The following is a 23,601-nucleotide window of genomic DNA, read 5'->3' on the forward strand; positions in this document are numbered from 1 at the left end:
GGGTCGGCCGTTCACTCGCTCCGGGTCGGCCGTTCGCCTGGGTCGGCCGTTCACTCGCTCCGGGTCGGCCGTTCGCCTGGGTCGGCCGTTCACCCGCCCCGGGTTGGCCGTTCACCCGCCCCGGGCGGAAATTGTCGGTCGCGGGCGGCATCCTGGCACGCGTGCTGACCGCCGTGCTCGACCTCGTCCTGCCGCAGTCGTGCGCCGGGTGCGGCGCCGGAGGGGCGCGATGGTGCGCGGGCTGTCATGCCGAGCTCGTCGGCGCGCCCGCCAGGCGGTTGCCCGAGCCCGTGCCGGGCGGCCTGCCCGACTGCTGGTCGGCGGCACCGTACGAGGGCGCGGTGCGCAGGGCGGTCGTGGCGTACAAGGAGCGGGGCGCGGTGGTGTTGGCAGGGGTGCTGGCGGAGGCCGTGGCGTTCACCGTCGTGACGGCGGTCAACGGCGCGAACGCACCCTGGGCCGGTGGGCGGTTCGCGGTGGTGCCGGTGCCGAGCGCGCGGCGGACGCGCCGGCACCGGGGCCACGACCCGATCGGGCGGCTGGCGGTGCTGACCACGGGCCGGCTGCGGGCGTGGGGCATGCGGGCGGAGGTCTGGCCGGCGCTGAGCCAGGCTCGGCGGGTGGCCGACCAGGCGCGGCTGAGTTCCGCCGAGAGGAGCTCCAACCTCGCGGGGTCACTCCAGGTGCGGCGAGCGGCGAAAGGCTCTCCAGCGGCCGTTGCGGTGCTCCTGGACGACATCGTCACGACCGGGGCGACCCTCGCGGAGGCCGCCAGGGCGCTGAGCTCGGCGGGAGTGCGAGTGCCGCTGGCAGCGACTGTCGCCGCGACACGCCGAAGATCTTGAAAAGGATTACGGTTACGGTGCGTAAAGAAAGATCCAAATCGCTATCCTCACCAGGAGGCCACATGTCACTTCCCCCAAGGGGGCGGCGGGGCTGCTCAACGGGCGGGAGCTCCATCCTCATAAGGGTTGCCGATCGGTTGAATAGGGCATTTGGGAGGGCATGAGGACCCCGGGAAAATCACGGTACGTGATCCTTTGGCCGATCCTCCGGCTGACATTCGCGCAGGATGCGGATAGCGTTCTGACATGGCACCCGTTCGGGTCCGTGGTTGCGCAGGGTCGGGGTCCCCGGCTCTGCTAGCCGATGCCAGCCGCAGGCAAAACGGTCCACGTAAGGCGACTCTTTGTCGACCGATCACGGTGCGGCTTAGGGGTAAGTCCTGCCTTCCCGAGGGTCCAGATGTCCCTCGCCAGAAGAGAAGGGCAGTAGTGGCAACAGAGCTGCGAAACCCTCAGCAGGCGGATGTGGGGTCGAAGACCAGGTCGGCCGGACGGGTGCCAACCGAGTTCCCGGTGACGCAGAGTCGGAAGAGGGTAACGGTGACAGAAAGGCAGACAGCAGACCCCGTCCGACAGGCACGTAGTCGGGCGCTCTTGCTCAGTCGCTAGACCGAAGGGGGGCTGTTGCATGGACATCATCGTCAAGGGCCGGCACACAGGTGTGAGTGATCGGTTCCGTGACCACGTGACGACCAAGCTGGCCAGGATCGAACGTCTGGACAACAAACTCATCCGAGTCGATGTGGAGGTGTCGAAAGAACGCAATCCGCGCCTCGCTGACCAGCGCGAGCGCGTCGAGCTCACCATTCACTCTCGAGGACCGGCCATCCGCGCCGAAGCCTCGGCCGACGACCGATTCGCAGCCCTCGACATGGCCCTCGACAAGCTGGAAGGCCGCCTCAGGCGGCTGGCCGACCGGCGCAAAGTCCACCACGGCAACCACTGCCCGCCCTCAGTGGCGGAGATCACCGCGACGCTCCCCGATGTCGCGGACCTGGCCCCGCGGGCGGCCACCGTCCCCGCCGAGGCCGAAGAGGATGAGCAGGTGCAGCGCGACCAGCGCTACGACGACATCGTCCCCATCGAGATGGACGGCGAAGGGCCGCTCATCGTCCGAGAGAAGTTCCACAAAGCGGAACCCATGACCATCGACCAGGCCCTCCTCGAGATGGAGCTGGTCGGGCACGACTTCTATCTGTTCCGTGACAAGGAGAGCGGCCAGCCGTGCGTCGTCTACAACAGACGCGGCTACAACTACGGCGTGTTGCGGCTCGTAGAGCCATGATCGCGCGCTGAAAGATCTTCTCGACCACCCGAGAACCGCGGCTCCCATGTCATCATGGCGGTTCAACGGCTCTGGCCCCCCGACGAGGAGGAGACGTGAGCGAGCTCAGTCAGGTTCAGGTGAGCGAGCGAAGCGAGGCAAAGGCTGTCGCGAGGCGGATCAAGGAGGCCTCGTGACCGAGTCTGGCGAGGTCCGTACCTCAGCGAGCGAGCCGATCCGCGTGTTGATCGTTGACGATCACGAGCTGATCCGGCGCAGCCTGGCTCTCGCGCTGGCCGCTGAGCCCGACATCGAGGTGGTCGGCGAAGCGAGCGACGGGCAGGAGGCGGTCGAGTTGGCCAACCGCCTCATGCCCGACATCGCGCTCATGGACGTGCGCATGCCGCGACAGGACGGGATCGAGGCCACGAAGGGCATCAAGGCCTCGGTCCCGAGCACGCGCATCATCATGCTGACGGTGAGCGACGAGGAAGAGGACCTCTTCGAGGCCATCAAGGCGGGCGCCACCGGCTATCTGCTCAAGGACGTCCAGATCAACGACGTGCCGGCCGCGGTGCGCGGCGTGCACGAGGGCCAGTCCTTAATCAACCCGGCGATGGCCGCCAAGCTCATCACCGAGTTCCAGAGCATGAGCCGCAAGGAGTCCGAGCGCCCACCCCAGCTCCCCGTCCCCCGCCTGACCGATCGCGAGATGGAGGTCCTGCGGCTGGTGGCCAAGGGGATGAACAACCGCGAGATCGCCAAGCAGCTGTTCATCTCCGAGAACACCGTGAAGAACCACGTACGCAACATCCTCGACAAGCTGCAGCTGCACTCGAGGATGGAGGCCGTGGTGTACGCGGTGCGAGAGCGCATGCTGGAGATCACCTAGCCCACAGGCCGCCTCCCCGGGCGCCCACCGGGCAGGCAGCCACCCACGGCCATCAGGCCCCATCACCTCGCCCCCCACCCGGACGGCCACGGGGCAGGCGGTCATCTACGCCCGCCAGGCCGTGTCACCCCGGCCTCCGCCTGGGCGGCCAAGGGGGTCTGGCGGCCAACGCCCGCCAGACCGCATCATCTCGACCCCGCCTGGACGGCCACGCGCCAGGCAGCCACCCACGCCCACCCAGGTTCCGTCACCCCGGCCCCGTCACCCCGGCTCCGTCACCCCGGCCCTCATCCGGACGGCCATGGGCAGGCGGCCACCCACGCCCACCCAGGTTCCGTCACCCCGACCCCCACCCGGGCGGTCATAGGTCAGGCGGCCACCCGCGCCCACCAGGTTCCGTCACCCCCGCACCATCCGGACGGCCATAACGCAGGCGGTCACCTACGCCCGCGAGGCTGTGTCGTCCCGGCTTCCGGCTCCCGGCTGGGTGATCAAGGGGCCAGCCGCCAATGCCCGCCGAGCCGCATCATCTCGGCGCCACCTGGACGGCCATGGGGCAGGCAGCCATCCCTGCCCACCAGGCCCGTCACCTCGGCCCCCATCCACGCCCGTTAGGCGGTGTCACCCCGGGCCGACCTGGGCGGTCAAGCGGCAGGCAGCCATCCACGTCCGTCAGGTCCCCGTCACCTCGGCCCTACGTGGATGGTTAGGGGACAGGGAAGCCACGGGCGCCCGCGAGGCCGTGTCACCCGGGGCCCCCGAGCCTGGGCGGCGGCCAGGGACAGGCGGGCAGGCGGCCGCCCCACAGCCCGTCCTCCTAGCGCCGAGCCGCAGTGCTGGGGCTGTTAGAGGGCGGCGGTGGCGGCGTTCAGGATGGGGACGAGCTCGGGCGGATCGGCGCGTTCGACGCGTACGGTGTCGCAACCCACCCACTCCGCCGCCGACCTCAGGGCGTCCGCCAGGGCGTCGGCCCACTTGGCGGATGACAGGCCCGGCTCCAGGTGGAGCTGCCGGATCACCAGCGTGCTGCCCTCACGGGTCGGATCGACGCGCCCGATCAGCCGGCCGCCCGCCAGGACGGGCATCGTGAAGTAGCCGTGGACCCGCTTGTGCTTGGGGACGTACAGCTCGAGCGTGTACTGGAAGCCGAAGACGCGCTCGGTGCGCCCGCGGTGCCAGATGAGGGAGTCGAACGGCGACAGCAGCGTCGTGCGGTGGCGCCCGCGCGGCTCGGACTCCAGCGCCGCCGGATCCGCCCAGGCGTTGGGGGCGCCCTTCTTGCCGGGCCAGCCCGCGACCGTCACGGGCACCAGGCCCGCCGCGCCGCTGCGCAGGGCCTCGTCGAGCAGGGCGGCGTACTCGCCCTTTACCCGCAGGAAGTCGATGAGGTCGGTCCTGTTGGCCACGCCAAGGGACCGGCCCGCCACGGCGGCCAGGCGTACGACGCACTCCTCGTCGGAGAGGTCATCGGCCAGGAGCTCGGCGGGGACCACGCGTTCGGCCAGGTCATAGACGCGCCGCCAGCCGACGCGGCGGCTGCAGACCAGCTCGCCGATGTCGAGCAGCCACTCCAGGCCGATCTTGGAGTCGGACCAGTCCCACCACGGCCCGCCGTTCTTGGCCCCGCCGACGTCCGAGGTCGTCAGCGGGCCCTGCTCGCGTACCTGCTCCAGCAGCTTCTCCACCCCGTCGGGGACCTCGTGCCAGCGGTAGCGCCGCTTGCGGTACGCCCGCCGCCGGAACGAGTAGAGCGGCCAGTGCTCGATGGGCAGGATGCAGGCGGCGTGGCACCAGTATTCGAAGCTCTGGGCGGGATTGTGCCAGTAGGCCCGCTCGATGCCGGCCCGGCCCACCGCACCCAGGCGGGCGTAGGCGACCAGCTCGTGGGAGCGGGCGAGCACCGAGATCGTGTCGAGCTGCACGGCGCCCAGCCTGCGCAGCATCGCGTGCGTCCCGCCCTTGCGCGCGTCGGCGCCGATCATGCCCTGGGAGCGGAGGATGATCCGGCGCGCCTCGTCGAGGGTCAGGTCGGTGCTGCCGGTCATGTCTGCAATTGCGTATGGCGATGCATGCGAGCAATCTAGCGACGCCCACCGACAAAACACCCCCGCCCGCCCCGAGGCACCCACCATCGCGCCCGGCTGGTCTAAGTCACGGGCCCGCCCCGCCTTCGAGGCATTCCACGATCCGCGCCCGGCTGGTCTACGTCACGGGCCCGCCCCGCCTTCGAGGTACCCCACGATCCGCGTCCGGTCGATCTACGCCACGCGCCCCGGCAACCTCGACCACACCCGCCGACGCCACGCGCCTCGCCTGCCGGCTTGCTGAGGCGACTCGCACCCGTCGGCAGTAGAGGTCGCCCGCCGCTCCTGCTAGCACCACTCGCGTCAGGCCCGCCACCAAGCCCACGCCATCCGGCCCCGGATCGTGCCCGCTAACGTCATTCGCGCCCGGTTGGCTGCCCCGCCAGCGCCGATCGCGCCGGGCCCGCCACCGGCTCATGCCGCATGGCTTGCCCCACCGCCGACCGTCGACGCAATCGCGTCCGGCATGCCCATCGTCAACGCCGCCCGCCCTCGTCGGCGTCGCCTGGCACGGCTGTGGCTCGTCTGCCGCTTGAGCAACCCCGCGTCCCTGCCCGACACGCGCGGTGGGTTCGTCGTTACGGGGATTGTGCTTGCCTATTACGAAAGGCCCCGGTGAGGTGTCGTCGGCGACGTGAAGGCCGGAGGAGGCGGGAGCTGGCGGGACACCCGTGGGGTGGGTGCCCGCCCGGTGAAGCCTGCGTCAGCGGTGATCTTCAGCGCGCATGCCCACGCGGGGCGCGTCGATCACGACGTCGGTGAAGATATCGAAGACAAGGGCCAGGATGCCGCCCACGACGAACACTCCGGCGCCGACCCAGACGAGCGTCCAGTTGGCGACCGTGAGACCGAAGCCGGCCACGACCGTGCCCACGAGCATCACCGTCACCGCGAGCCACGAGGACGCGCGCCCGGCGTGGCTGCCGAGATTCTCCGTATGCTCCGACTTCTTCCCCTCAACCATGACTAATCCTTCCTTTGCCGGTTATCGCGCTTATTGGTGCGAGCCGGCTCTCAACCGGCATACCCTCTGCCTTGCCCCATTCTCCCAGACGGGTGTGGCGCCCTCGTCGTCACGGTGGCTGTGTCTGGTTGCGGAACCGCCTACGATGGCAACGGGGAAGTTTGTCTCGGCCTCTCCTCCTGGCGGCGCCGCCGGGGAAGACCTGCGAGGAGCTTTACATAAAGTGGCAGCCATTCTCGACAAGATCCTACGTGCCGGCGAAGGTAAGATCCTGCGCAAGCTCAAGCGGATCGCAGACCAGGTCAACTCCATCGAGGACGACTTCACGAGCCTGTCCGACGCGGAGTTGCGTGCGCTGACGGATGAGTTCAAGCAGCGCCATGCAGACGGTGAATCGCTCGACGATCTGCTTCCCGAGGCGTTCGCGACCGTGCGCGAGGCGGCCCGCCGCGTGCTCGGCCAGCGGCCCTACGACGTGCAGATCATGGGCGGCGCCAACCTCCACATGGGCAACATCTCTGAGATGAAGACCGGTGAGGGCAAGACGCTGACCTGTACGCTGCCGGCGTACCTCAACGCGATCTCCGGCAAGGGCGTCCACGTCGTCACGGTCAACGACTACCTGGCCAAGCGTGACGCCGAGACCATGGGCCGCGTTCACCGGTTCCTCGGCCTCGAGGTCGGCTGCATCGTCGCAGGCCAGCAGCCCGACGAGCGCCGCAAGCAGTACGAAGCCGACATCACCTACGGCACCAACAACGAGTTCGGCTTCGACTACCTGCGCGACAACATGGCGTGGTCGCTCGAGGAGTGCGCCCAGCGCGGCCACAACTTCGCGATCGTCGACGAGGTCGACTCCATCCTGATCGACGAGGCCCGTACGCCGCTGATCATCTCCGGCCCCGGCGAGCAGTCGGGCAAGTGGTACCAGGAGTTCGCCAAGATCGTGCCCCGCCTGCGCAAGGGCGTCGAGGCGAAGAACCCGGGCGAGGAGAGCACCGGCGACTACATCGTCGACGAGAAGAAGCGCACGGTCGGCATCCTGGAGGCCGGTGTCGAGAAGGTCGAGGACTGGCTCGGCATCGACAACCTCTACAAGCCCGAGCACACCCACCTCGTCGGCTTCCTGAACAACGCGCTCAAGGCCAAGGAGCTGTTCAAGAAGGACAAGGACTACATCGTCGCCGACGGCGAGGTCCTGATCGTCGACGAGTTCACCGGCCGCATCCTGCACGGGCGCCGCTACAACGAGGGCATGCACCAGGCCATCGAGGCCAAAGAGGGTGTGAAGATCAAGGACGAGAACCAGACTCTCGCCACGGTCACCCTGCAGAACTACTTCCGCCTCTACGCCAAGCTGAGCGGAATGACCGGTACGGCCGCCACCGAGGCCAACGAGTTCCACCAGACGTACAAGCTGGGTGTCGTCCCGATCCCGACCAACCGGCCGATGGTCCGCAAGGACCAGGCGGACGTGGTCTACAAGACCGAGGACGCCAAGTTCGACGCGGTGGTCCAGGACATCAAGGAGCGCTACGAGGCCGGGCAGCCGGTGCTCGTCGGCACGACCTCGGTGGAGAAGTCCGAGCGGCTGTCCAAGGCGCTCAAGCGCCGCGGGGTGCAGCACGAGGTGCTCAACGCGAAGAACCACGCGCGTGAGGCGTCGATCATCGCCGAGGCCGGGCGCAAGGGCGCGGTCACCGTCGCCACCAACATGGCCGGTCGAGGCACCGACATCATGCTCGGCGGCAACTCCGAGTTCCGCGCCGACCTCGAGCTGCGCCAGCGCGGTCTCGACCCGGTCGAGACGCCGGAGGAGTACGAGAAGGCCTACCCCGAGGCGCTGGAGAAGGCCAGGGCGGCGGTCAAGGCCGAGCACGACGAGGTCACCGCGCTCGGCGGCCTCTACGTTCTCGGCACCGAGCGCCACGAGTCGCGCCGCATCGACAACCAGCTCCGCGGCCGCTCCGGCCGTCAGGGCGACCCCGGTGAGTCGCGGTTCTACCTGTCGCTCGGCGACGACCTCATGCGTCTGTTCAACTCGGCCAGGGTCGAGATGATCATGACCAGGCTGCAGATCCCCGACGACCAGCCGATCGAGTCGGGCATCGTCTCCAAGGCCATCGCCTCCGCCCAGCACCAGGTCGAGCAGCAGAACTTCGAGATCCGCAAGGAAGTTCTGAAGTACGACGAGGTCATGGACCGCCAGCGCAAGGTCATCTACGCCGAGCGCCACCGCGTGCTGGAGGGCGCCGACCTGCACGAGCAGGTGCGCGGCTTCGTCGGCGAGGTGATCGACGGCTACGTGCAGGGCGCCACGTCCGAGGGTTTCGCCGAGGAGTGGGACCTCGACAAGCTGTGGAAGGCGTTCGGGGAGCTCTACCCGATCTCGGTCAGGATCGAGGACCTCGTCGAGGAGGCCGGCAGCCGCGAGGAGCTGTCTGCCGAGTTCATCGCCGAGAAGGTCAAGGCCGACGCGCTCGAGGCGTACGCCAGGCGTGAGGAGGAGTTCGGCCCCGAGACCATGCGCGACCTGGAGCGCCGCGTGATCCTCTCGGTTCTCGACCGGAAGTGGCGCGAGCACCTGTACGAGATGGACTACCTGCGCGAGGGCATCGGCATGCGGGCCTACGCGCAGAAGGACCCCAAGATCGAGTACGCCCGCGAGGGCTTCGAGATGTTCGCCGCGATGCTCGAGGGCATCAAGGAGGACTCGGTCGGATTCCTGTTCAACCTCGAGGTGGAGGTGCAGGAAAACCCGATCGTCGAGGAGGAGGACGCGGTCCTCGCGGAGACCCGCTCGATCATCGCGCGCGGGCTGCGCGGGCCTGAGCGGCCGGCCGAGCTCGAATACACCGCGCCCGGCGAGCAGGGCGAGGTCGAGCACACCCGCGTCCGCACCACTTCGGCGGAGCGGGCCGCGTACGGAAACGTGGAGCGCAACGCGCCCTGCCCGTGTGGGTCGGGCAAGAAGTACAAGCGCTGCCACGGCGATCCCAAGAACGCGGCCTGACGCTCTCTTCTGAGACCCCCACCTCGTGTGGGGGTCTCTTTTTTGTGCCGCCTTTCTTCGGTGTTCTTCTGGGCTTTTCAGTGCGTTTTTCTATGCTGTTTCGAAGTCGGTGCAGAGCCATTGGGCGCCTCTGCGCTCGAGGCGTATCGCCAGGACGCGGTTGCGGTCACCGCAGTGCACCAGCATGCACATCTCCACCGCGCCGTCCCTGGGCTCCTTGACATGCACGCTGCCGGCGAACGGGGGGCGGCTCGTCCGGATCATCTGTCCTGCCTGGACCAGCTCTCGGTAGGCGCGAGCGGTGAGCTTGTCGGCCACGGTCTCCGGCGGGCGGCGGCCCGCGAGCACCTCGGCCAGCGCCTGGCCGAGGTGACGCAACTTGCGCTCATCGGGGATGGATCCGGGCGGGCCCCATACGAGGGGGTGGGGGTCCAGGGCGAGAGTGCCGTGCGTTTCCGGGGGTGCGATTTCCGATGTCGGCTGCTCTTCGTCGTAGGGGGGTTCTGGGGTGGGGGTGACGCCGATGCGGGGGGTTGTTGACACGCATCCTCCAAATTCTTGGACGAAGAAAGAATCGTTATAAGGAGTTTTCGGTCTGGCTCAGGAATACAAATGCCGCCAACTTCTGCTGGGGGTGGCTGGGTTTGTCCGTCTTTGATGGAGAAGATTTCTGGAAGTTGGATCCCCCTGGGGTGGGGGTGGGGAGCTGTTCCGGACGCGGTCGGCTGTTTTGCGGGTTGTCTCAAACCCTTTTGGTCAGGCGTGTTCTGGGATGGTGGTCGTCCCTTTTGCTGGGGTGGGTTGGCTCGCGTCTTTGCCTGGTCGCCGGGCTCGGCCGTGGGGCGTCTCGCCGACGCGGCGCTTTGGGGTGGGGCGTGGGCGGATGAAGGCCTCGGGCTCGCAGGTGTGTGGGGCGATCGGGCGTCGTGGGCTCGAACGTAGCTTTCGCTGACGTGGCGCTCTGAAGGGGCGAGCGTGACGCGGCGAGGGCGGAGCGGCGAGGGCGGAGCGGCGAGGGCGGCGTGACCAGCGTGGCATGGCGGCGCAGCGTGGCGAGGCGGGGCGTGGCGAGCGGGGAGTGGCGAGCGGGGAGTGGCGAGCGGGGCGAGGTGGCGGGGCGAGGTGGCGGGGCGAGGTGGCGGGGCGAGGCGAGCGTGGGTGGGCAGCGCGACGGCGAGCGTGGAGAGCGTGGCGAGCGTGGCGGTGGCGAGCGGGACAGCGAGCGGGGCGAGCGCGGCGGCGGGTGTGGCGAGCGCGGCGGTGAGCGGGGTGTGGCGCTGGGGTGGTTAGGTTTCGCCTGAGTCGACGTCTGGTTCTGGTTCGCGGCCCGGCGTGAGGATGTTGAGTTTGCGGATGAGGAAGGTGAAGACGGCGTAGTAGACGACGCCGTAAACCGCTCCCAGTATCAGGATCCCGGGCAAGTTCTCGGTGTTCGACTTGCTGGCGTTCAGGAGCATGTCGAGCAGGCCCGCCGAGAAGCCGAAGCCCAGTTGGCCGCCGATCAGGGTGGTCAGGGCCATGGCCAGGCCGGTCAGGATGGCGTGGACGACCAGGAGCAGGGGGGCCACGAAGATGAAGGCGAACTCGATCGGCTCCGTGATCCCCGTGACGAAGGACGCCAGGGCGGCCGAGAGCATGATGCCGCCCACCGTGGCGCGGCGGTGGGGTGGGGCGGCGCGCCACATGGCGAGGGCGGCGGCGGGCAGGGCGAACATCATGATGGGGAAGAAGCCGGCCATGAACTGGCCGGAGTGCGGGGCGCCGCCGAAGTAGCAGTTCCAGTCCCCGCCCAGCACCCGGCCCCCCACCTCGCACTGCGGCACGACGTACCAGACGACGGAGTTGACGAAGTGGTGCAGGCCGAGGGGGATGAGGAGGCGGTTGACGAGGCCGTAGATGCCGGTGCCTATCGGGCCGATGGCGGCCAGGGCCTCGCCGGCGTGGCGGATCCACTCGCCGATCACCGGCCAGAGCCAGCCGAACACCACGCCGATGAGCAGGGCCACGATGGAGGTGATGATGGGGACGAACCGGCGACCGCCGAAGAAGGCCAGCCAGGACGGCAGCTTGATGCGGTGGAAGCGCTGCCAGAGGACGGCGGCGACCAGGCCCATGACGATGCCGCCGAGGACCTTGGTCGGGTTCTGCATGCCGTAGTTGATGATCTCCTTGATGCCCTGGGCCTGGGCCTCCTTGATGAGGACGGTGTCCCGGATGTCGGAGCCGAAGAACATCACCTTGGTCACCCGGTCGAAGACCAGGTAGCCGACCACGGCGGCCAGGGCCGTGGAGCCGTCGGCCTTGCGGGCGAAGCCGATCGCCACGCCCACGGCGAACAGCAACGGCAGATTCTCGAACAGCGCGGCACCGGCCGCGGCCAGCACCTCGGCGACCTGGTTCATCCAGGCGAACCCGGCCACGTCCGCCAGGCCGCCCGGCTCGGCGCCGTTGGAGCCGAGCATGTCGGGCTGGCCGAAGCGCAGCAGCAGGGCGGCGGCGGGCAGGGCGGCGATGGGCAGCATGAGGGAGCGGCCCAGCCGCTGGAGCACGGTCATCACGCGAGCGAACGGCGAAGGCCGGGCGGCGGTGGTCTCGTTCACCGGGCGTTCCTCCGAGCCGGGTGAGGCCTCAGCCCCGTCTTACGGGCATTTCCAGGATGGTGCGCAACTGGTAGCGGTCCGCACGATACGTGGACACGCCCAGTTCCGCACAGACGCCGCCCGCGAACGACCTGCGTTGCAGCAGCAGCACGGCGCCGCCGCGCGGGAGCTTCAGCAGGTCGGCGTCGCTCGGGTCGGCGATGCCGCCGTCGATGGTGAGCTCGCCGGCGTCCATGACCAGGCCGTAGCGGCTCTCCAACAGCTCATAAAGTGATTTATCCGACAAGTCGTGGGTGCCCAGGTCGGGGGCGAGCTTGACCGGGATGTGCGCCCGTTCGATGGACAGCGGCTCCCCGTCGGCGGTCCGCAGCCGCTCGATGAAGTGCACCTCCTCGCCCGGCTGGATCCCCAACTCCTTGGCGAGGTGCGCGCTGGCCCGCACGATCCGGCGATCGAGGTCGCGCGAGCCCGGGATCATGCCCCGTGCCCTCATGTCGTCGGTGAACGACGTCAGCTGCAGCGCCAGCTCGATCTTGGGCCGGGCGACGAACGTCCCCTTGCCGGGCACCCGGTGCAGGCGGCCCTCGGACACGAGGTGGTCCACGGCCTGCCGTACGGTCATCCTGGACAGGCCGAAGCGCTGGCAGAGCTCGCGCTCGGACGGGATGGCCGCCCCGATGCTGAGCTCGTCGCTGTCGATGAGGTCCAACAGGATCTCGCGAAGCTGGAAATACTTGGGCACCGGGCTGTCCGGATCGATGTGCGCCACGGATCCTCCCCTCGATCGCAACCTTGGCAATGAGTTATGGTTCGTACTGGTCTAGTCCGGACTAGACCACATGCCGCGAAAGACGGTCAAGTCCGCGTCGCAGTCGATCAAGGAAAGAGCCCCAGATGACCACGAAGATGCGCAGCGAGATCGCCGAGCAGCCGGCCGCGCTGCGGGCCACCCTGGACTCCCTGCTGCCGAGGGTCGGCGAGGTGAGAGCAGTGGGCGAGCAGACCCGCCAGCTGCTGTTCATCGCGCGCGGCACCTCTGACAACGCTGCAGTTTATGGGCGGTACCTGGTCGAATCACACGCGGGTCGGCTGGCCGCGCTGGCCGCGCCCTCGATCGCCACGACGTACAAGCGCAAGCTGGACCTGGACGGGGTGCTGGCGGTCGCGATCTCGCAGTCGGGGCGCACCGAGGAGATCGTCGAGACGCTGGCCTGGGCCAAGGACTGCGGGGCCAGGACCGTCGGCATCACGAACGGGGGCGAGCAGAGCCCACTCGCGCAGGCCGCCGACGTGGCCCTGTGCACGGTCGCCGGCGAGGAGAAGGCCGTTCCGGCCACCAAGACGTACACGACGCAGCTGGCGGCGCTGGCCGTGCTCGCGCTGGGGCTGGGCGCCGACGTGGACGCGGAGGACCTGCGGCGGGTGCCCGAGGCGGTGGAGAAGCTGATCACCGATCCGGGTGACCTGGAGGCCGTGGTCGAGGGCCTGCTGGACAAGCCGGGCGTGGTCGTGTCCGGGCGCGGGCTGGCGTTCTCGACGGCCCTGGAGACGGCGCTGAAGCTCAAGGAGGCCTGCTACCTGCACGCCATGGGCCTGTCCTACGCCGACCTGCTGCACGGCCCCATCGCCGTGGTCGACGCCGACACGCCCGCGCTGCTGGTCGCCGCCGAGAACAGCCCGACCCTGTCCGGTACGGTCGCGCTGGCCGAGCGCGTCGTGGCCGCGGGCGCGGCGGCGTACACGATCGGTGGGGGTGACGCGCTCGCGCGGGCGGGCACCGCCGCGCTGAACGGCCCCGACCTGCCCGAATGGGTGGCGCCGATGGGGTTGATCGTGCCCGGTCAGCTGCTCACCGAGGCGCTGGCCCGCAGGCTCGGCATCGACCCCGACGCGCCGCGCGGGCTGAACAAGGTCACCCAGACCGACTGAAATAGCCTGGTCACAAGAGCTCTAGGGAGGGCCGGATGGCGGCTGACGCGAACGCGATCATCGCCGGTTTGGGCGGGGCCGACAACATCATCGAGATCGAGCCCTGCATCACCCGGTTGCGCACGGAGGTGCACGACGCGTCCAAGGTCGATCAGGCCGCCCTCAGGGCGGCGGGCGCGCATGGCGTGATGGCCGCGGGAAACGTGGTCCAGGTCGTCGTCGGGCCGGAGGCGGACACCATCGCCAGCGACATCGAGGACATCATCGGCTAAGGGCGAGACCATGACGACTGTTCTCGCCCCGGTTGAGGGGGCAGCTGTGGGGTTGGCCGCCGTGCCCGATCCGGTGTTCTCCGCCGGGCTGGTCGGGCCGGGGGCCGCCATCGACCCGTTGCGCGGGCCGGGAAAGGCCGTAGCCCCCATAGCTGGAAAAATCATGAAACTGCATCCGCATGCGTACGTCATCGTCGGAGACGACGGCAAAGGCGTCCTGGTGCACCTGGGCATCGACACGGTCCAGCTCAAGGGCCAGGGGTTCGAGCTCCTGGCCGCCGAGGGAGACCGCGTGAGCGCCGGGCAGCCCGTCGTGGCCTGGGACCCGGCGGTCGTCGAGGCGGGCGGCCGCTCGCCGGTCTGCCCGGTCGTCGCGCTCGACGCCCTCTCCGGATCCGTGACCGAGGTCGCCGAGGGGGCGGTTCACGCGGGGGACGAGCTCTTCCGATGGGAATAGCTCCGGAACGAGCGTGTTCGCCGAGACGGCAGAATGTACACGCGCTATCGCACGAGGGTCCGGCTGGTCTGGACCGGCACCGAAGGAGGAGTAATGGGTGAGCGCAAGGTCACCGTGGCGGCGGAAGTGGGGCTGCACGCCCGGCCCGCCGCGACGTTCGTCCAGCGGGCGAAGAAGGCCCCCATGGACATCACGGTGACGAAGTCCCACGGCAGCGAGAAGGTCAACGGCAAGAGCATTCTCGCGATCATGGCCCTGGACGTCAGGCAGGGCGAGACCGTCGTGATCGCCGCGGAGGGCGAGGGATCGGAAGAGGTCCTCGACGAGCTGGCCGCGATCGCCGCGGCGCCATGAACCTGCGGGGGGTCGGGGTCAGCCCGGGCATCGGGCACGGCCCCGCGTACGTTCTGACCGTCTCCGTGCCCGAACCCCCCGAGGGCGCCACCTACACCGGTGAGGCGGATCAGGAGAAGGAGCGCGCGATGGCCGCGCTCACGCAGGTCGCGGGAGAGCTGGAGGCCAGGGGAAACCAGGCGGGCGGCGAGGCCGAGGAGATACTCAAGGCCCAGGCGCTGATGGCCGAGGACCCCGGGGTGGTCGTCAAGGTGCGTACGCTGATCGACCGCGGCCTGGCCGCCCCGAGGGCGGTTTTTGAAGCTTTCACTAAATATCGGGACGTCCTGGCCGGGTCCGGGGGCTACCTGGGCGAGCGGGCCGCCGACCTCGACGACATCAGGGACCGCGTGATCGCGCTGCTCTACGGGCACGCCATGCAGGGGCTCCCGATCGCCCCCGAGGAGCCGTACGTGCTGGTCGCCAGGGACCTCGCGCCCGCCGACACGGCGCTGCTGCGCAAGGAGCACGTCGCCGCGTTCGTCACCCAGGAGGGCGGCCCCACCAGCCACACCGCGATCATGGCCAGGGCGATGGGCGTGCCCGCCGTCGTGGCCTGCCCGGGCGCGCTGGACATCCCGTCGGGCGTCCGGGTGATGGCCGACGGCACGTCGGGAGACGTACGCGTCGAGCCGGCCGAGTCCGACGTGGCCGAGGCGGTCGGCGCGGACGCCGCGCGGCAGGCGGCGATCGCCGCGGCGAAGGGGCCGGGCAGGACCGCCGACGGGCACCCGGTTCCGCTGCTCGCCAACATCGGCGGCCCCGCGGACCTCGAGGACGCCCTCGGCGCCGGAGCCGAGGGGATCGGGCTCTACCGGACCGAGTTCCTCTTCCTCGGCAGGACCGGGCCGCCCTCCGCGCAGGAGCAGCGGCGGGCCTACCGGGCGGCGCTGGAGGCGTTCCCCGGCGGCAAGGTGGTCGTGCGGACCCTGGACGTGGGCGCGGACAAGCCGCTGGCGTTCCTGCCCGCGCCCGCCGAGCCGAACCCGGCGCTCGGGGAGCGGGGGCTGCGCAGGTTCAAAAGGTTCCCCGACGTCATGGGGGCGCAGCTCGGCGCGCTCGCGGCCGTCGGCTCCGAGCGGCTCCAGGTGATGGCGCCGATGGTGGCCACGGCCGAGGAGGCCGCGTGGTTCGCGCAGGAGTGCCGGGCCAGGGGCCTGACGAACGTCGGCGTGATGGTCGAGATCCCGTCGGCCGCGCTGCGCGCCCGCGAGCTGCTCACCCGGGTGGACTTCGTCTCGATCGGCACAAACGACCTCGCCCAGTACGCCTACGCCGCGGACCGCCAGGTCGGCGCCGTGAGCGCGCTGCACGACCCGTGGCTGCCCGCGCTGCTGGACCTGGTCGCCATGACCGCGACCGCCGCCGCGCGGGCGGGCAAGCCGTGCGGCGTCTGCGGCGAGTCGGCCGCCGATCCGGCGCTGGCCTGCGTGCTCGTCGGGCTCGGGGCCTCCTCGCTGTCGATGGGCGCCGCGGCGCTGCCCGCCGTACGGGCTGGGCTGGCCGCGCACACGCTGGAGCAGTGCCAGCGGGCCGCCGAGGCCGCGCGGGCGCAGACGACGGCGGCTCAGGCGCGTGCGGCGGCCCGCGTGCACCTGTCCGGGCTCACCCGGCTGGGGCTGTGACCGGGTCCACATCCGGCCGTCTTGGTAAAGGGACGGTCTGGTGTGGGTCGTCACATGGATACCTTTGGAGGCATGCTTCAACGGATCGGTACGGCAGCCCTCCTCGCGATCGCTCTGACAGCCTGTGGCTCAGGCGCCAGCCCGGCGGGTGCGACCCCGACCGGAGGAGGCAAGGCCGCACCGCCCGCGCAGAGCACGCCGTCGGTGCCGCAGACCGCGCCGCCGCAGAGCCCGCCGCAGAGCCCGCCGCAGGCGCGGCAGGGCGCCGTCGAGCGCGCCCTGGCGAGGATGAGCGTCGAGGAGAAGGTCGGCCAGCTCTTCATGCCCGTCCTGTACGGCACCGCCGCCGACACGGTGTCGGGCGAGAACCAGGCCAGGTACGGCGCCCAGACCCCGGCCAAGGTGATCGCGAAATACCACCTCGGCGGCGTGATCCTCTTCCCGCACAACATCAAGGGCGTCGGCCAGGTCGTCGGCCTCACCAACGGCCTGCAGCGGGCGTCCAAGGATGTGCCGCTCCTGATCGGCACCGACCAGGAGAACGGCCTGGTCGCCAGGATGTCCGCGCTCATGACCGACTTCCCCGGAGCCGCCGAGATCGGCGCCACCAAGAACCCGGACCGGGCGCGGGCCGTGGCCAGGGCCACCGGCGAGGAGCTGCGCGCGCTCGGCGTCAACCTCGACTTCGCCCCGGTCGCCGACGTGAACGTGAACCCCAAGAACCCCGTCATCGGCCGCCGGGCCTACGGCAACGACCCGGCGCGGGTGGCGAAGATGGTCGCGGCGGCGGTCAAGGGGTTCGACGAGGCGAAGGTGGCCGCCACCGCCAAGCACTTCCCCGGCCACGGCGACACCGACGTCGACAGCCACACCGGGCTGCCGGTGATCAAGCACACGAAGGCGCAGTGGGAGAAGATCGACGCGCCGCCGTTCAGGGCGGCGATCGAGGCCGGCGTGGACGCCGTGATGAGCGCCCACCTCGTCTTCCCCAAGCTCGACCCGTCGGGCGACCCCGCCACGCTGTCCAAGCCCATCCTGACCGGCCTGCTGCGGCAGAAGCTCGGCTTCAAGGGCGTGATCTCCACCGACGCGCTCAACATGGAGGGCGTGCGCAAGAAGTACAACGACGGGGAGATCGCGGTGCGGGCCGTGCTGGCCGGGGCCGACCTGCTGCTCATGCCGAACGACCTGCCGAAGGCGTACCAGGCGGTGGTGGCGGCGGTGCGGTCGGGCCGGATCTCGAAGGAGCGGCTCGACCAGTCCGTCACCAGGCTGCTGACGCTCAAGCAGGCCAAGGGCTATCTGCCTGAGGCCCCCGCCGCCGACGCGAAGAGGGCGGCCGGCGTGCTGCGCTCCGCGGCGCACCGCAAGCTGGCCGCCCAGGCCACGCGCTAGCTAGTGCGCGCCGCGCAGGCCGCCGGCGATGAACATTGCGGCCAGCATGGCGAACAGGAACGCCTGCAGGAACTGGATGAACATCTCGAACGCGGTCATCACGATCGTCATCAGCACGCCGAGGACGCCGAGCCCCGCGCCCAGCGGGGTGAGCCGCTCGAACAGGAACCAGAAGCCCACCGAGCTGAAGAAGGCCACGAGGATGTGGCCGGCGAACATGTTCGCGAACAACCGTACGAAGTGAGTGAACAGCGACGTGATGAACACCTCGGCCAGGATCATCGGGGCGTAGATCCCGTACGCCCAGCCGGGCAGGCCGGGGAGGTGCACGATGCCCCTCAGGTAGCCGCGCACGCCGTGGTGCCGGACGCCGAGGTAGACCTTGATGCCGTACACGATGAGCGCCAGCACCAGGGGGAAGGCGATGTGCGCGGCGAGAGGGAACTGGACGAGCGGGATGATGCCCATCAGGTTCCAGATGAGCACGGTCAGGAAGGTCGTGAGGAGGAAGCCCATCCATCGGTCGGAGTCGGCGCCGAGGCTGGGCCTGGCGATCTGGTCGCGTACGAACGTGTACGCGTACTCGCCGATGCTCTGCCAGCCGCGGGGGACGAGTTTCGGCTTGGCGAACGCGGCCCAGCACAGGGCGATGGCGATGGCCGAGCTGAGCAGGGCGATGAGCACGGGTTTGGTGAGCCATTCCGGGCCGCCGGGGAAGATGGGCGCGAACTCGAAGAGTTCCAGGCCCGGGGCGGTCCACCGGTCAGGGGAGGTGATCAGGATCGTCGTCCGCACGGCGGTCCTTTCTGGGTAGCGACTATCGCTGGAAGCACACTTTAACCGGACATATCGGGCGACCTTTTTATGGGGTTTTATCGGCTTATAAGGGTCGGCGACGTTCTACTCTGGAACGGTGCTTACGGGTGTGCTCATCGACTGGGGCGGGGTCCTGACGACCAGCCTCTCTGACTCCATCGCGCGCTGGATCGCGGCGGACAGGATCGACGGCGACCACTACCGCCAGGTGATGCGGCAGATGATCGACCACGCTTACGGCGACGGCGCCGGCGAGAGCGTCGTCCACGCGCTGGAAAGGGGCGAGATCGACGGCACCTCCTTCGAGCGCGACCTCGCCGCCCGGCTGCTCACCCTCGACGGCGTGCCGCCTGTGGCCGAGGGGCTGCTGGAGCGGATGTTCGCGGGATTCGAACGCGTTGACGCAATGTACGACATGCTCCGCGACGTACGGAAAAATGGTGTCAAAACGTGTTTGGTATCTAACTCCTGGTCGAATGAGTATCCCCGTGCCGACTGGGACGAGTTCTTCGACGCGATCGTGATCTCCGGCGAGGTCGGCATGCGCAAGCCCGAGCCGCGCATCTACCGCCACGCGGTCGAGCTGATCGGTCTGGCCTGCGAGGAGTGCGTGTTCATCGACGACATCGAGGCCAACATCCTGGCCGCCCGCGCGCTCGGCATCGCCGGCATTCATCACAAAGATGCCAACTCGACCATCGAGGAACTCGAGTCTCTCCTCCGTCTCACGCTGAGACGGGCATGATAGAGCCCTTGCACGCTGAGTCGGGTCCGCCGCCGAGCGCGGACCTCCATCTCGGCACGCCGAGCTGAGCTCGGCCAGAAAGAAGCACGAAAGGTTCGTCATGCGCGTCTATCTGCCGTGCACTCTCCCGGCCCTGGCCCAGGCGGTCGAGGCGGGGGAGCTGGGCCCGGCCCCGCTGACCGGCTACGCGGTGACCCCCGCGCTGACCGAGTGGTACGCCTCGGGCGACACCGAGGAGCTCGAATACGTGGCGCTCACCGAGGCGGCCCGCGCCTCGCTGCGGATGCTGGCCGCCGACCGCGCCGACGGCGCCGAGACCGCGTTCCGGCGCGTGGTGGTCGCCGCCGAGGTGCCGGAGCGCTCGATCTCCGCCGGAGTCGATCTGGAGGAACGGGCGAGAGTGCGCCTCGCCGACCCGATCCCGCTGGCCAAGGTGGCCGCGGTGCACATCGACGACCACGAGGCGGTCCCCGACATCGAGGCCGCCGTCGCCGCGCTGCCGGCCGCCGACGAGGGCGACGACGACGCGAGATTCACCGTGGACGGGGCCGAGGCGCACGAGCTCATGTGGTACGCCACACAGGAGATCCCCGACCTCCTGGGCTCATAACGGAGGCGTTACATCGATCACACTTCCTTGACCGTTCGGAGCCGGGCCTCGCTAGGGTCGCGATCTAGCAAGTGTTGTTTTACGCAAGGAGTCGGTCCAAGTGAAGCTTCGAGTTGCCGCCACCGTCCTGGGCGCCGTCGCGGCGGTCCTCCTGGCGGGTGCGCCCGCGCACGCCCAGGCCAAGCCGGGCGACCACAAGGACCCGGCCAAGTCGGGCTGCTGGAACGCGGCCAAGGTGGTCAAGACCGCCCCCATCAAGAGCCGCATCGACGGCAACGTCGGGACGATCAAGCTCTGGTGGTCCGGCAAGTGCAAGACCAACTGGGTCGAGATCCGTACGGCCGCCTCGGCGACCGGCACCATCAGCGTGTACGCCAAGGACGGCCGTTACGACCAGTTCCGTTTCAAGGCGGGCAACAAGGGCCGTCACTGGGGCAACATGATCTGGGCCAACAACATGTGCGCCTGGGGCAGTGCCTCGATCCAGTGGAACGGCGGCCGGGGCGGCCAGAACGGCGCCGGCACCACCGCGAAGGCCTGCGGCTAGCTCTGCCCGGGGGCCGTGGCCGGATGGTCGCGGCCCCTGCGCTGGGCGTTCATCGAAACGTCACACGTGCCGTCTAAGCTTGTCGCAACATGACAAAGCACATCATCTGGGATTGGAACGGCACGCTCTTCCACGACATCGACGCCGTGGTGGGGGCCACCAACGAGGTCTTCAAGCCGTACGAGCTTCCTGAGATGACCGTCGACGGCTTCCGCGCGGTCTACACCCGGCCCATCTGGGTCGCCTACGAACGCATGCTCGGCCGCCCCCTGACCGAGGGGGAGTGGGAGCTGCTCGACGACGGGTTCCACGAGCACTACTTCCGGCTGAGCGACGCCTGCGCGCTGGCCGCCGACGCCGAGCTGGTCCTCACGAGCTGGACGGGCACCCAGTCGCTCTGCTCGATGGCGCCGCACGCGCACCTCGTCCCCAAGGTCGACTCGTTCGGCATCACCCGGCACTTCACCCGGATCGACGGGCTGCTGGGCACCACCGGCGGCGAGAAGGCCGCGCACATGACGGCGCACCTCAAGGCCCTCGGCGTGGATCCCGGCGAGATCCTGGTGATCGGCGACAGCGTGGACGACGGGCTCGCCGCGCGGCACGTGGGGGCCAGGGCGGTGCTGTACACGGGCGGGATGACGCCCCGCGCCGAGCTGGAGAGCATCGGCTTCCCCGTGGTCGACACGCTGGCGGACGCGCTGAATTTCGCGTAAAGCCTTCATGCCCAAATCGCCAGGGCGTCGACTCCGCGCATCGCGCAGGCCGTACCGTATCTGAACACGAACGGCGGCGCCCGCCGTACCCTATGCAGGGTCACCCCCCAGGAGGCTGCCATCAACCGCCTTGTGCTGTGGAACATCGACCTCACGCTGGTCGACGTCGCCATCGTGACCAGAGACGCCTACGCGGAGGCGTTCCGCTTCGTCACCGGGCGGCCACTGGTCAAACTCGTGCCCCCGCTGGGGCGCCCGGACTCCGAGATCGTCTTCGAGACGCTCGCCGTCAACGGCATCCGGGCCGAGGACGAGCATCTGCCCAAGTTCCTGTCGGCGCTCGCCGTGGCCTTCGCCGACCGGCGCGGGCGGCTGGCCAAGGAGGGGCGGATGATGCCGGGGGCCAAGGACGCGCTGAAGTCGGTGTCCAGGCTCGACGGCGTGATCCAGACGGTGCTGACCGGGACCATCAGGAGCAACGCCGAGCACAAGCTCAAGGCGTTCGGGCTGGACAAGCACGTCGACTTCACGCTGGGCGGGTACGGCGAGGAGGTCTACCCCAAGGCCACGCTGCTGCAGGTGGCGCAGTCGCGGGCCAAGGAGCGCCTGGGCACGCCGTTCACCGCGGCGAACACCGTGGTGATCGGAGACTCCACGCGGGACGTCCAGGCGGCCAAGATCGGCGGCGCGGCGATGATCGGGGTCGCCTCGGGGCGGTCCATGGCGGCCGAGCTGCGCGAGGCGGGGGCCGACGTGGTGCTGCCCGACCTGTCCAACGCCTCCGAAGTCGTCGCCGCCGTGGCGGGCCTCACCTCCCCGGTCGGCCGCACCGCGTAGCATCACGCGCCGCTGCCGCCGACGGCGTCGAGGAAGCGGGCGGCGGCCGGGGCGGCCACGTCGGCGCCGGTGCCCGCGCCCTCGGCGATGACCGCGAAGGCCAGGTCACCGCGGTAGCCGATGAACCACGAGTGGGTCGGCGGCTCCTCGCCGGACCCGAACTCCGCGGTGCCCGTCTTGCCGGCCGTGCCCTTGGGGAACCGGACGGCGTGGGCGGTGCCGTCCGTCACCACGGCCGGCATCAGCTTGCGCAGGGCCGCCACCACGCCTTCCTCCAGCGGCCGGGGGTTGGTGGGCTGGGCGTCCGGGATCAGCTCCTCCTTGACGAGGGTGGGGGAGATCCAGGCGCCGGAGGCGATGGCGGCGGCGACCGAGGCCATGTTGAGCGGGCTGGCCAGGACGCGGCCCTGGCCGATGGCGGCGGAGGCGAGGTCCGTGTCGTCCTTCGGGTCCGGGAACTCGGCGCGGACGGCGGGCACGCCGGGGGTGATCGGGCTGCCGAAGCCGAAGCTGCGGGCGACCTGCGCCAGCCGGCCGCCGTTCAACCGGCCCACACTCATCTCCCCGAACGTCGTGTTGCACGAATGCGCGAACGCGTCCTGGAACGACAGCGTGCCGAAGTCCTCGAAGCCGGCATTGTGGAACGGGAAGCCGCCGATGTTCTTCTCGGCTGGGCAGGTGACCTGGCGGGACGGCTCGACCCCGTCCGCCACCAGCGCGGAGGCCGTCACGACCTTGAACGTCGAGCCGGGCGGATACTTGCCGAGCAGGGCCCGGTTGAAGCCCCCCGGCTTGTTCACCACCGAGAGGATCTCGCCGGTCGAGGCGCGCATCGCCACCAGGGAAGCCGGTTGCGACACGTCCTCCAGGGCCTTGGCCCCGGCGCGGTGGACCTTCAGGTCGATGGTGGTCTGGAGCGGGCGATAGCCGTCGGCGCGGACGACCGTCTGGATGGGTTTGTCCCCCTCGTACAGGTCGATCCGGGAGCGGGCCGGCTTCTTGAACCGGTCGGGGAACGTCTGCTTGATGCCCTCCACGAGCTGCTGCACCGAGCCGGGCGCCGACGGCGTGTTGATCGCGGTGCCGTCGGCGGCCAGGACGCGCAGCGGGTCGCCCTGCTGGGAGACGACCCGCAGCGAGCGGCCCTCCCTGAGCAGCGGGTGGATGGAGGCCGGCGTCCAGGCGACCTTCCACCTGCGGTCGCGCTCCACGAGCTTGAGCTCGCCGCTGTAGGTCCAGTCCTGCCGGCCGAGCAGCTTGGCCCGGAAGCCGACCTCGTCCCCGGAGGAGGCGAAGACCCCCGTCGGCCTGGGGCGGTGGAAGGAAGCCTCGGTGAGCTTGAGGTCGGTGCGGAAGCGGCGGTGCCAGGTCTCGAAGTCGGCGGGCGGGTCGGCCACCAGAGCACGCATCCCCGCATAGTCCTGCGCGGACCAGGCCGAAAGATACTTGTCGGCCGTCTCCTCCGGCGAGCCCTCCGTGCGCAGCGCCCAGATGACGCCTCCCGCCGCCACGACCGGGATCAGGAGCCCCGGAACGATCCACGGCCAGCGGCGGCGCCGTGCGTATATTGTCCCCGTTTGCGGTGCCATGGAGCAGA

Annotated in this window: 22 protein-coding genes and 1 pseudogene; 16 read left to right on the top strand and 7 right to left on the bottom strand. The window is 69.7% G+C overall.

The genetic code is table 11. From position 1 onward, the window contains the following. The first annotated feature begins 161 nt into the window (after positions 1–161). From ACFKCF_RS33715 to ACFKCF_RS33725, 3 genes are all read left to right on the top strand, one after another. Positions 162–845, top strand: a complete 684-nt coding sequence (locus ACFKCF_RS33715) for a ComF family protein (protein ID WP_394499323.1) — start codon at positions 162–164, stop codon at positions 843–845. Between the two features lie 628 nt (positions 846–1,473). Then, complete coding sequence (gene hpf / locus ACFKCF_RS33720) at positions 1,474–2,130, top strand: ribosome hibernation-promoting factor, HPF/YfiA family (protein WP_394499324.1); 657 nt, start codon at positions 1,474–1,476, stop codon at positions 2,128–2,130. Between the two features lie 172 nt (positions 2,131–2,302). Continuing rightward, positions 2,303–3,001 (top strand): response regulator, encoded by a 699-nt coding sequence (locus ACFKCF_RS33725; protein WP_192790224.1) that lies wholly within the window; start codon positions 2,303–2,305, stop codon positions 2,999–3,001. A gap of 845 nt (positions 3,002–3,846) precedes the next feature. Here ACFKCF_RS33725 and ACFKCF_RS33730 read toward each other — a convergent pair. Together ACFKCF_RS33730 and ACFKCF_RS33735 are read right to left on the bottom strand one after the other, a co-directional pair. Then, a complete protein-coding gene (locus ACFKCF_RS33730; protein ID WP_394499325.1) occupies positions 3,847–5,046 on the bottom strand; it encodes a winged helix-turn-helix domain-containing protein in 1,200 nt (399 codons plus the stop codon). 742 nt (positions 5,047–5,788) lie between these two features. Further along, positions 5,789–6,049: an HGxxPAAW family protein gene (locus tag ACFKCF_RS33735; RefSeq protein ID WP_394499326.1), complete on the bottom strand. Its 261-nt coding sequence runs from the start codon at positions 6,047–6,049 to the stop codon at positions 5,789–5,791. Positions 6,050–6,272: 223 nt separating this feature from the next. Between ACFKCF_RS33735 and secA the strand changes: the two genes are divergently transcribed. Continuing rightward, positions 6,273–9,062 (top strand): preprotein translocase subunit SecA, encoded by a 2,790-nt coding sequence (gene secA, locus ACFKCF_RS33740; protein ID WP_394499327.1) that lies wholly within the window; start codon positions 6,273–6,275, stop codon positions 9,060–9,062. Positions 9,063–9,152: 90 nt separating this feature from the next. Here the strand turns inward: secA and ACFKCF_RS33745 are convergent, their stop codons facing one another. After that, positions 9,153–9,605: an Rv3235 family protein gene (locus ACFKCF_RS33745; RefSeq protein ID WP_394499328.1), complete on the bottom strand. Its 453-nt coding sequence runs from the start codon at positions 9,603–9,605 to the stop codon at positions 9,153–9,155. Between the two features lie 615 nt (positions 9,606–10,220). Between ACFKCF_RS33745 and ACFKCF_RS33750 the strand changes: the two genes are divergently transcribed. Then, positions 10,221–10,352 (top strand): hypothetical protein, encoded by a 132-nt coding sequence (locus ACFKCF_RS33750; protein WP_394499329.1) that lies wholly within the window; start codon positions 10,221–10,223, stop codon positions 10,350–10,352. Here the strand turns inward: ACFKCF_RS33750 and ACFKCF_RS33755 are convergent. Further along, positions 10,349–11,662, bottom strand: coding sequence for a PTS transporter subunit EIIC (locus ACFKCF_RS33755; protein WP_394499330.1), 1,314 nt, complete (start codon positions 11,660–11,662; stop codon positions 10,349–10,351). The genes ACFKCF_RS33750 and ACFKCF_RS33755 overlap by 4 nt on opposite strands. 28 nt (positions 11,663–11,690) lie before the next feature. Next, positions 11,691–12,431: a GntR family transcriptional regulator gene (locus ACFKCF_RS33760; RefSeq protein ID WP_394499331.1), complete on the bottom strand. Its 741-nt coding sequence runs from the start codon at positions 12,429–12,431 to the stop codon at positions 11,691–11,693. Positions 12,432–12,556: 125 nt separating this feature from the next. On the opposite strand from ACFKCF_RS33760, the gene ACFKCF_RS33765 reads away from it, so the two are divergent. The 6 genes and pseudogenes from ACFKCF_RS33765 to nagZ all read left to right on the top strand — a co-directional run bounded on the left by ACFKCF_RS33765 (position 12,557) and on the right by nagZ (position 17,733). Beyond that, positions 12,557–13,591 (top strand): SIS domain-containing protein, encoded by a 1,035-nt coding sequence (locus ACFKCF_RS33765; RefSeq protein WP_394499332.1) that lies wholly within the window; start codon positions 12,557–12,559, stop codon positions 13,589–13,591. 32 nt (positions 13,592–13,623) lie between these two features. After that, positions 13,624–13,863, top strand: a pseudogene (locus ACFKCF_RS33770) (glucose PTS transporter subunit EIIB); the annotation flags it as partial. A 10-nt stretch (positions 13,864–13,873) separates the two neighbouring features. Continuing rightward, complete coding sequence (locus ACFKCF_RS33775) at positions 13,874–14,320, top strand: PTS glucose transporter subunit IIA (protein WP_364835556.1); 447 nt, start codon at positions 13,874–13,876, stop codon at positions 14,318–14,320. Positions 14,321–14,413: 93 nt separating this feature from the next. Further along, a complete protein-coding gene (locus ACFKCF_RS33780) occupies positions 14,414–14,674 on the top strand; it encodes an HPr family phosphocarrier protein (RefSeq protein ID WP_394499333.1) in 261 nt (86 codons plus the stop codon). Next, a complete protein-coding gene (ptsP, locus tag ACFKCF_RS33785; protein ID WP_394499334.1) occupies positions 14,671–16,338 on the top strand; it encodes a phosphoenolpyruvate--protein phosphotransferase in 1,668 nt (555 codons plus the stop codon). The genes ACFKCF_RS33780 and ptsP overlap by 4 nt, the downstream gene beginning before the upstream one ends. Before the next feature lie 72 nt (positions 16,339–16,410). Beyond that, positions 16,411–17,733, top strand: a complete 1,323-nt coding sequence (gene nagZ, locus ACFKCF_RS33790) for a beta-N-acetylhexosaminidase (protein WP_394499335.1) — start codon at positions 16,411–16,413, stop codon at positions 17,731–17,733. Here nagZ and ACFKCF_RS33795 read toward each other — a convergent pair whose 3' ends face one another. Next, positions 17,734–18,528, bottom strand: a complete 795-nt coding sequence (locus ACFKCF_RS33795; RefSeq protein ID WP_394499336.1) for a F0F1 ATP synthase subunit A — start codon at positions 18,526–18,528, stop codon at positions 17,734–17,736. It abuts the gene before it with no gap. A 130-nt stretch (positions 18,529–18,658) separates the two neighbouring features. On the opposite strand from ACFKCF_RS33795, the gene ACFKCF_RS33800 reads away from it, so the two are divergent. The 5 genes from ACFKCF_RS33800 to ACFKCF_RS33820 all read left to right on the top strand — a co-directional run bounded on the left by ACFKCF_RS33800 (position 18,659) and on the right by ACFKCF_RS33820 (position 22,004). Next, entirely contained in the window at positions 18,659–19,294 is a 636-nt protein-coding gene (locus ACFKCF_RS33800) for an HAD family hydrolase (RefSeq protein ID WP_394499337.1), read from the top strand. Positions 19,295–19,394: 100 nt separating this feature from the next. Further along, positions 19,395–19,904 (top strand): DUF6912 family protein, encoded by a 510-nt coding sequence (locus ACFKCF_RS33805; protein ID WP_394499338.1) that lies wholly within the window; start codon positions 19,395–19,397, stop codon positions 19,902–19,904. Between the two features lie 100 nt (positions 19,905–20,004). Next, a complete protein-coding gene (locus ACFKCF_RS33810) occupies positions 20,005–20,451 on the top strand; it encodes a DUF2690 domain-containing protein (protein WP_394499339.1) in 447 nt (148 codons plus the stop codon). An 89-nt stretch (positions 20,452–20,540) separates the two neighbouring features. Next, positions 20,541–21,167 carry an HAD family hydrolase gene (locus ACFKCF_RS33815; RefSeq protein ID WP_394499340.1) on the top strand — a complete coding sequence of 209 codons (627 nt, stop codon included), beginning with the start codon at positions 20,541–20,543 and terminating at the stop codon, positions 21,165–21,167. Between the two features lie 132 nt (positions 21,168–21,299). Next, entirely contained in the window at positions 21,300–22,004 is a 705-nt protein-coding gene (locus tag ACFKCF_RS33820) for an HAD family hydrolase (protein WP_394499341.1), read from the top strand. A 2-nt stretch (positions 22,005–22,006) separates the two neighbouring features. Here the strand turns inward: ACFKCF_RS33820 and ACFKCF_RS33825 are convergent, their stop codons facing one another. Next, a complete protein-coding gene (locus tag ACFKCF_RS33825) occupies positions 22,007–23,593 on the bottom strand; it encodes a penicillin-binding transpeptidase domain-containing protein (RefSeq protein ID WP_394499342.1) in 1,587 nt (528 codons plus the stop codon). Between the last annotated feature and the right edge of the window lie 8 nt (positions 23,594–23,601).

The organism is Nonomuraea sp. JJY05, from assembly GCF_043496855.1.
GTDB lineage: Bacteria > Actinomycetota > Actinomycetes > Streptosporangiales > Streptosporangiaceae > Nonomuraea.

Bases quoted from the DNA above. Each gene is read 5' to 3' on its own strand.
- hpf (WP_394499324.1), top strand. From the start codon at position 1,474: ATGGACATCATCGTCAAGGGCCGGCACACAGGTGTGAGTGATCGGTTC.
- ACFKCF_RS33730 (WP_394499325.1), bottom strand. From the start codon at position 5,046: ATGACCGGCAGCACCGACCTGACCCTCGACGAGGCGCGCCGGATCATC.
- ACFKCF_RS33735 (WP_394499326.1), bottom strand. From the start codon at position 6,049: ATGGTTGAGGGGAAGAAGTCGGAGCATACGGAGAATCTCGGCAGCCAC.
- ACFKCF_RS33765 (WP_394499332.1), top strand. From the start codon at position 12,557: ATGACCACGAAGATGCGCAGCGAGATCGCCGAGCAGCCGGCCGCGCTG.
- ACFKCF_RS33775 (WP_364835556.1), top strand. From the start codon at position 13,874: ATGACGACTGTTCTCGCCCCGGTTGAGGGGGCAGCTGTGGGGTTGGCC.
- ACFKCF_RS33780 (WP_394499333.1), top strand. From the start codon at position 14,414: ATGGGTGAGCGCAAGGTCACCGTGGCGGCGGAAGTGGGGCTGCACGCC.
- ptsP (WP_394499334.1), top strand. From the start codon at position 14,671: ATGAACCTGCGGGGGGTCGGGGTCAGCCCGGGCATCGGGCACGGCCCC.
- nagZ (WP_394499335.1), top strand. From the start codon at position 16,411: ATGCTTCAACGGATCGGTACGGCAGCCCTCCTCGCGATCGCTCTGACA.
- ACFKCF_RS33805 (WP_394499338.1), top strand. From the start codon at position 19,395: ATGCGCGTCTATCTGCCGTGCACTCTCCCGGCCCTGGCCCAGGCGGTC.
- ACFKCF_RS33815 (WP_394499340.1), top strand. From the start codon at position 20,541: ATGACAAAGCACATCATCTGGGATTGGAACGGCACGCTCTTCCACGAC.
- ACFKCF_RS33825 (WP_394499342.1), bottom strand. From the start codon at position 23,593: ATGGCACCGCAAACGGGGACAATATACGCACGGCGCCGCCGCTGGCCG.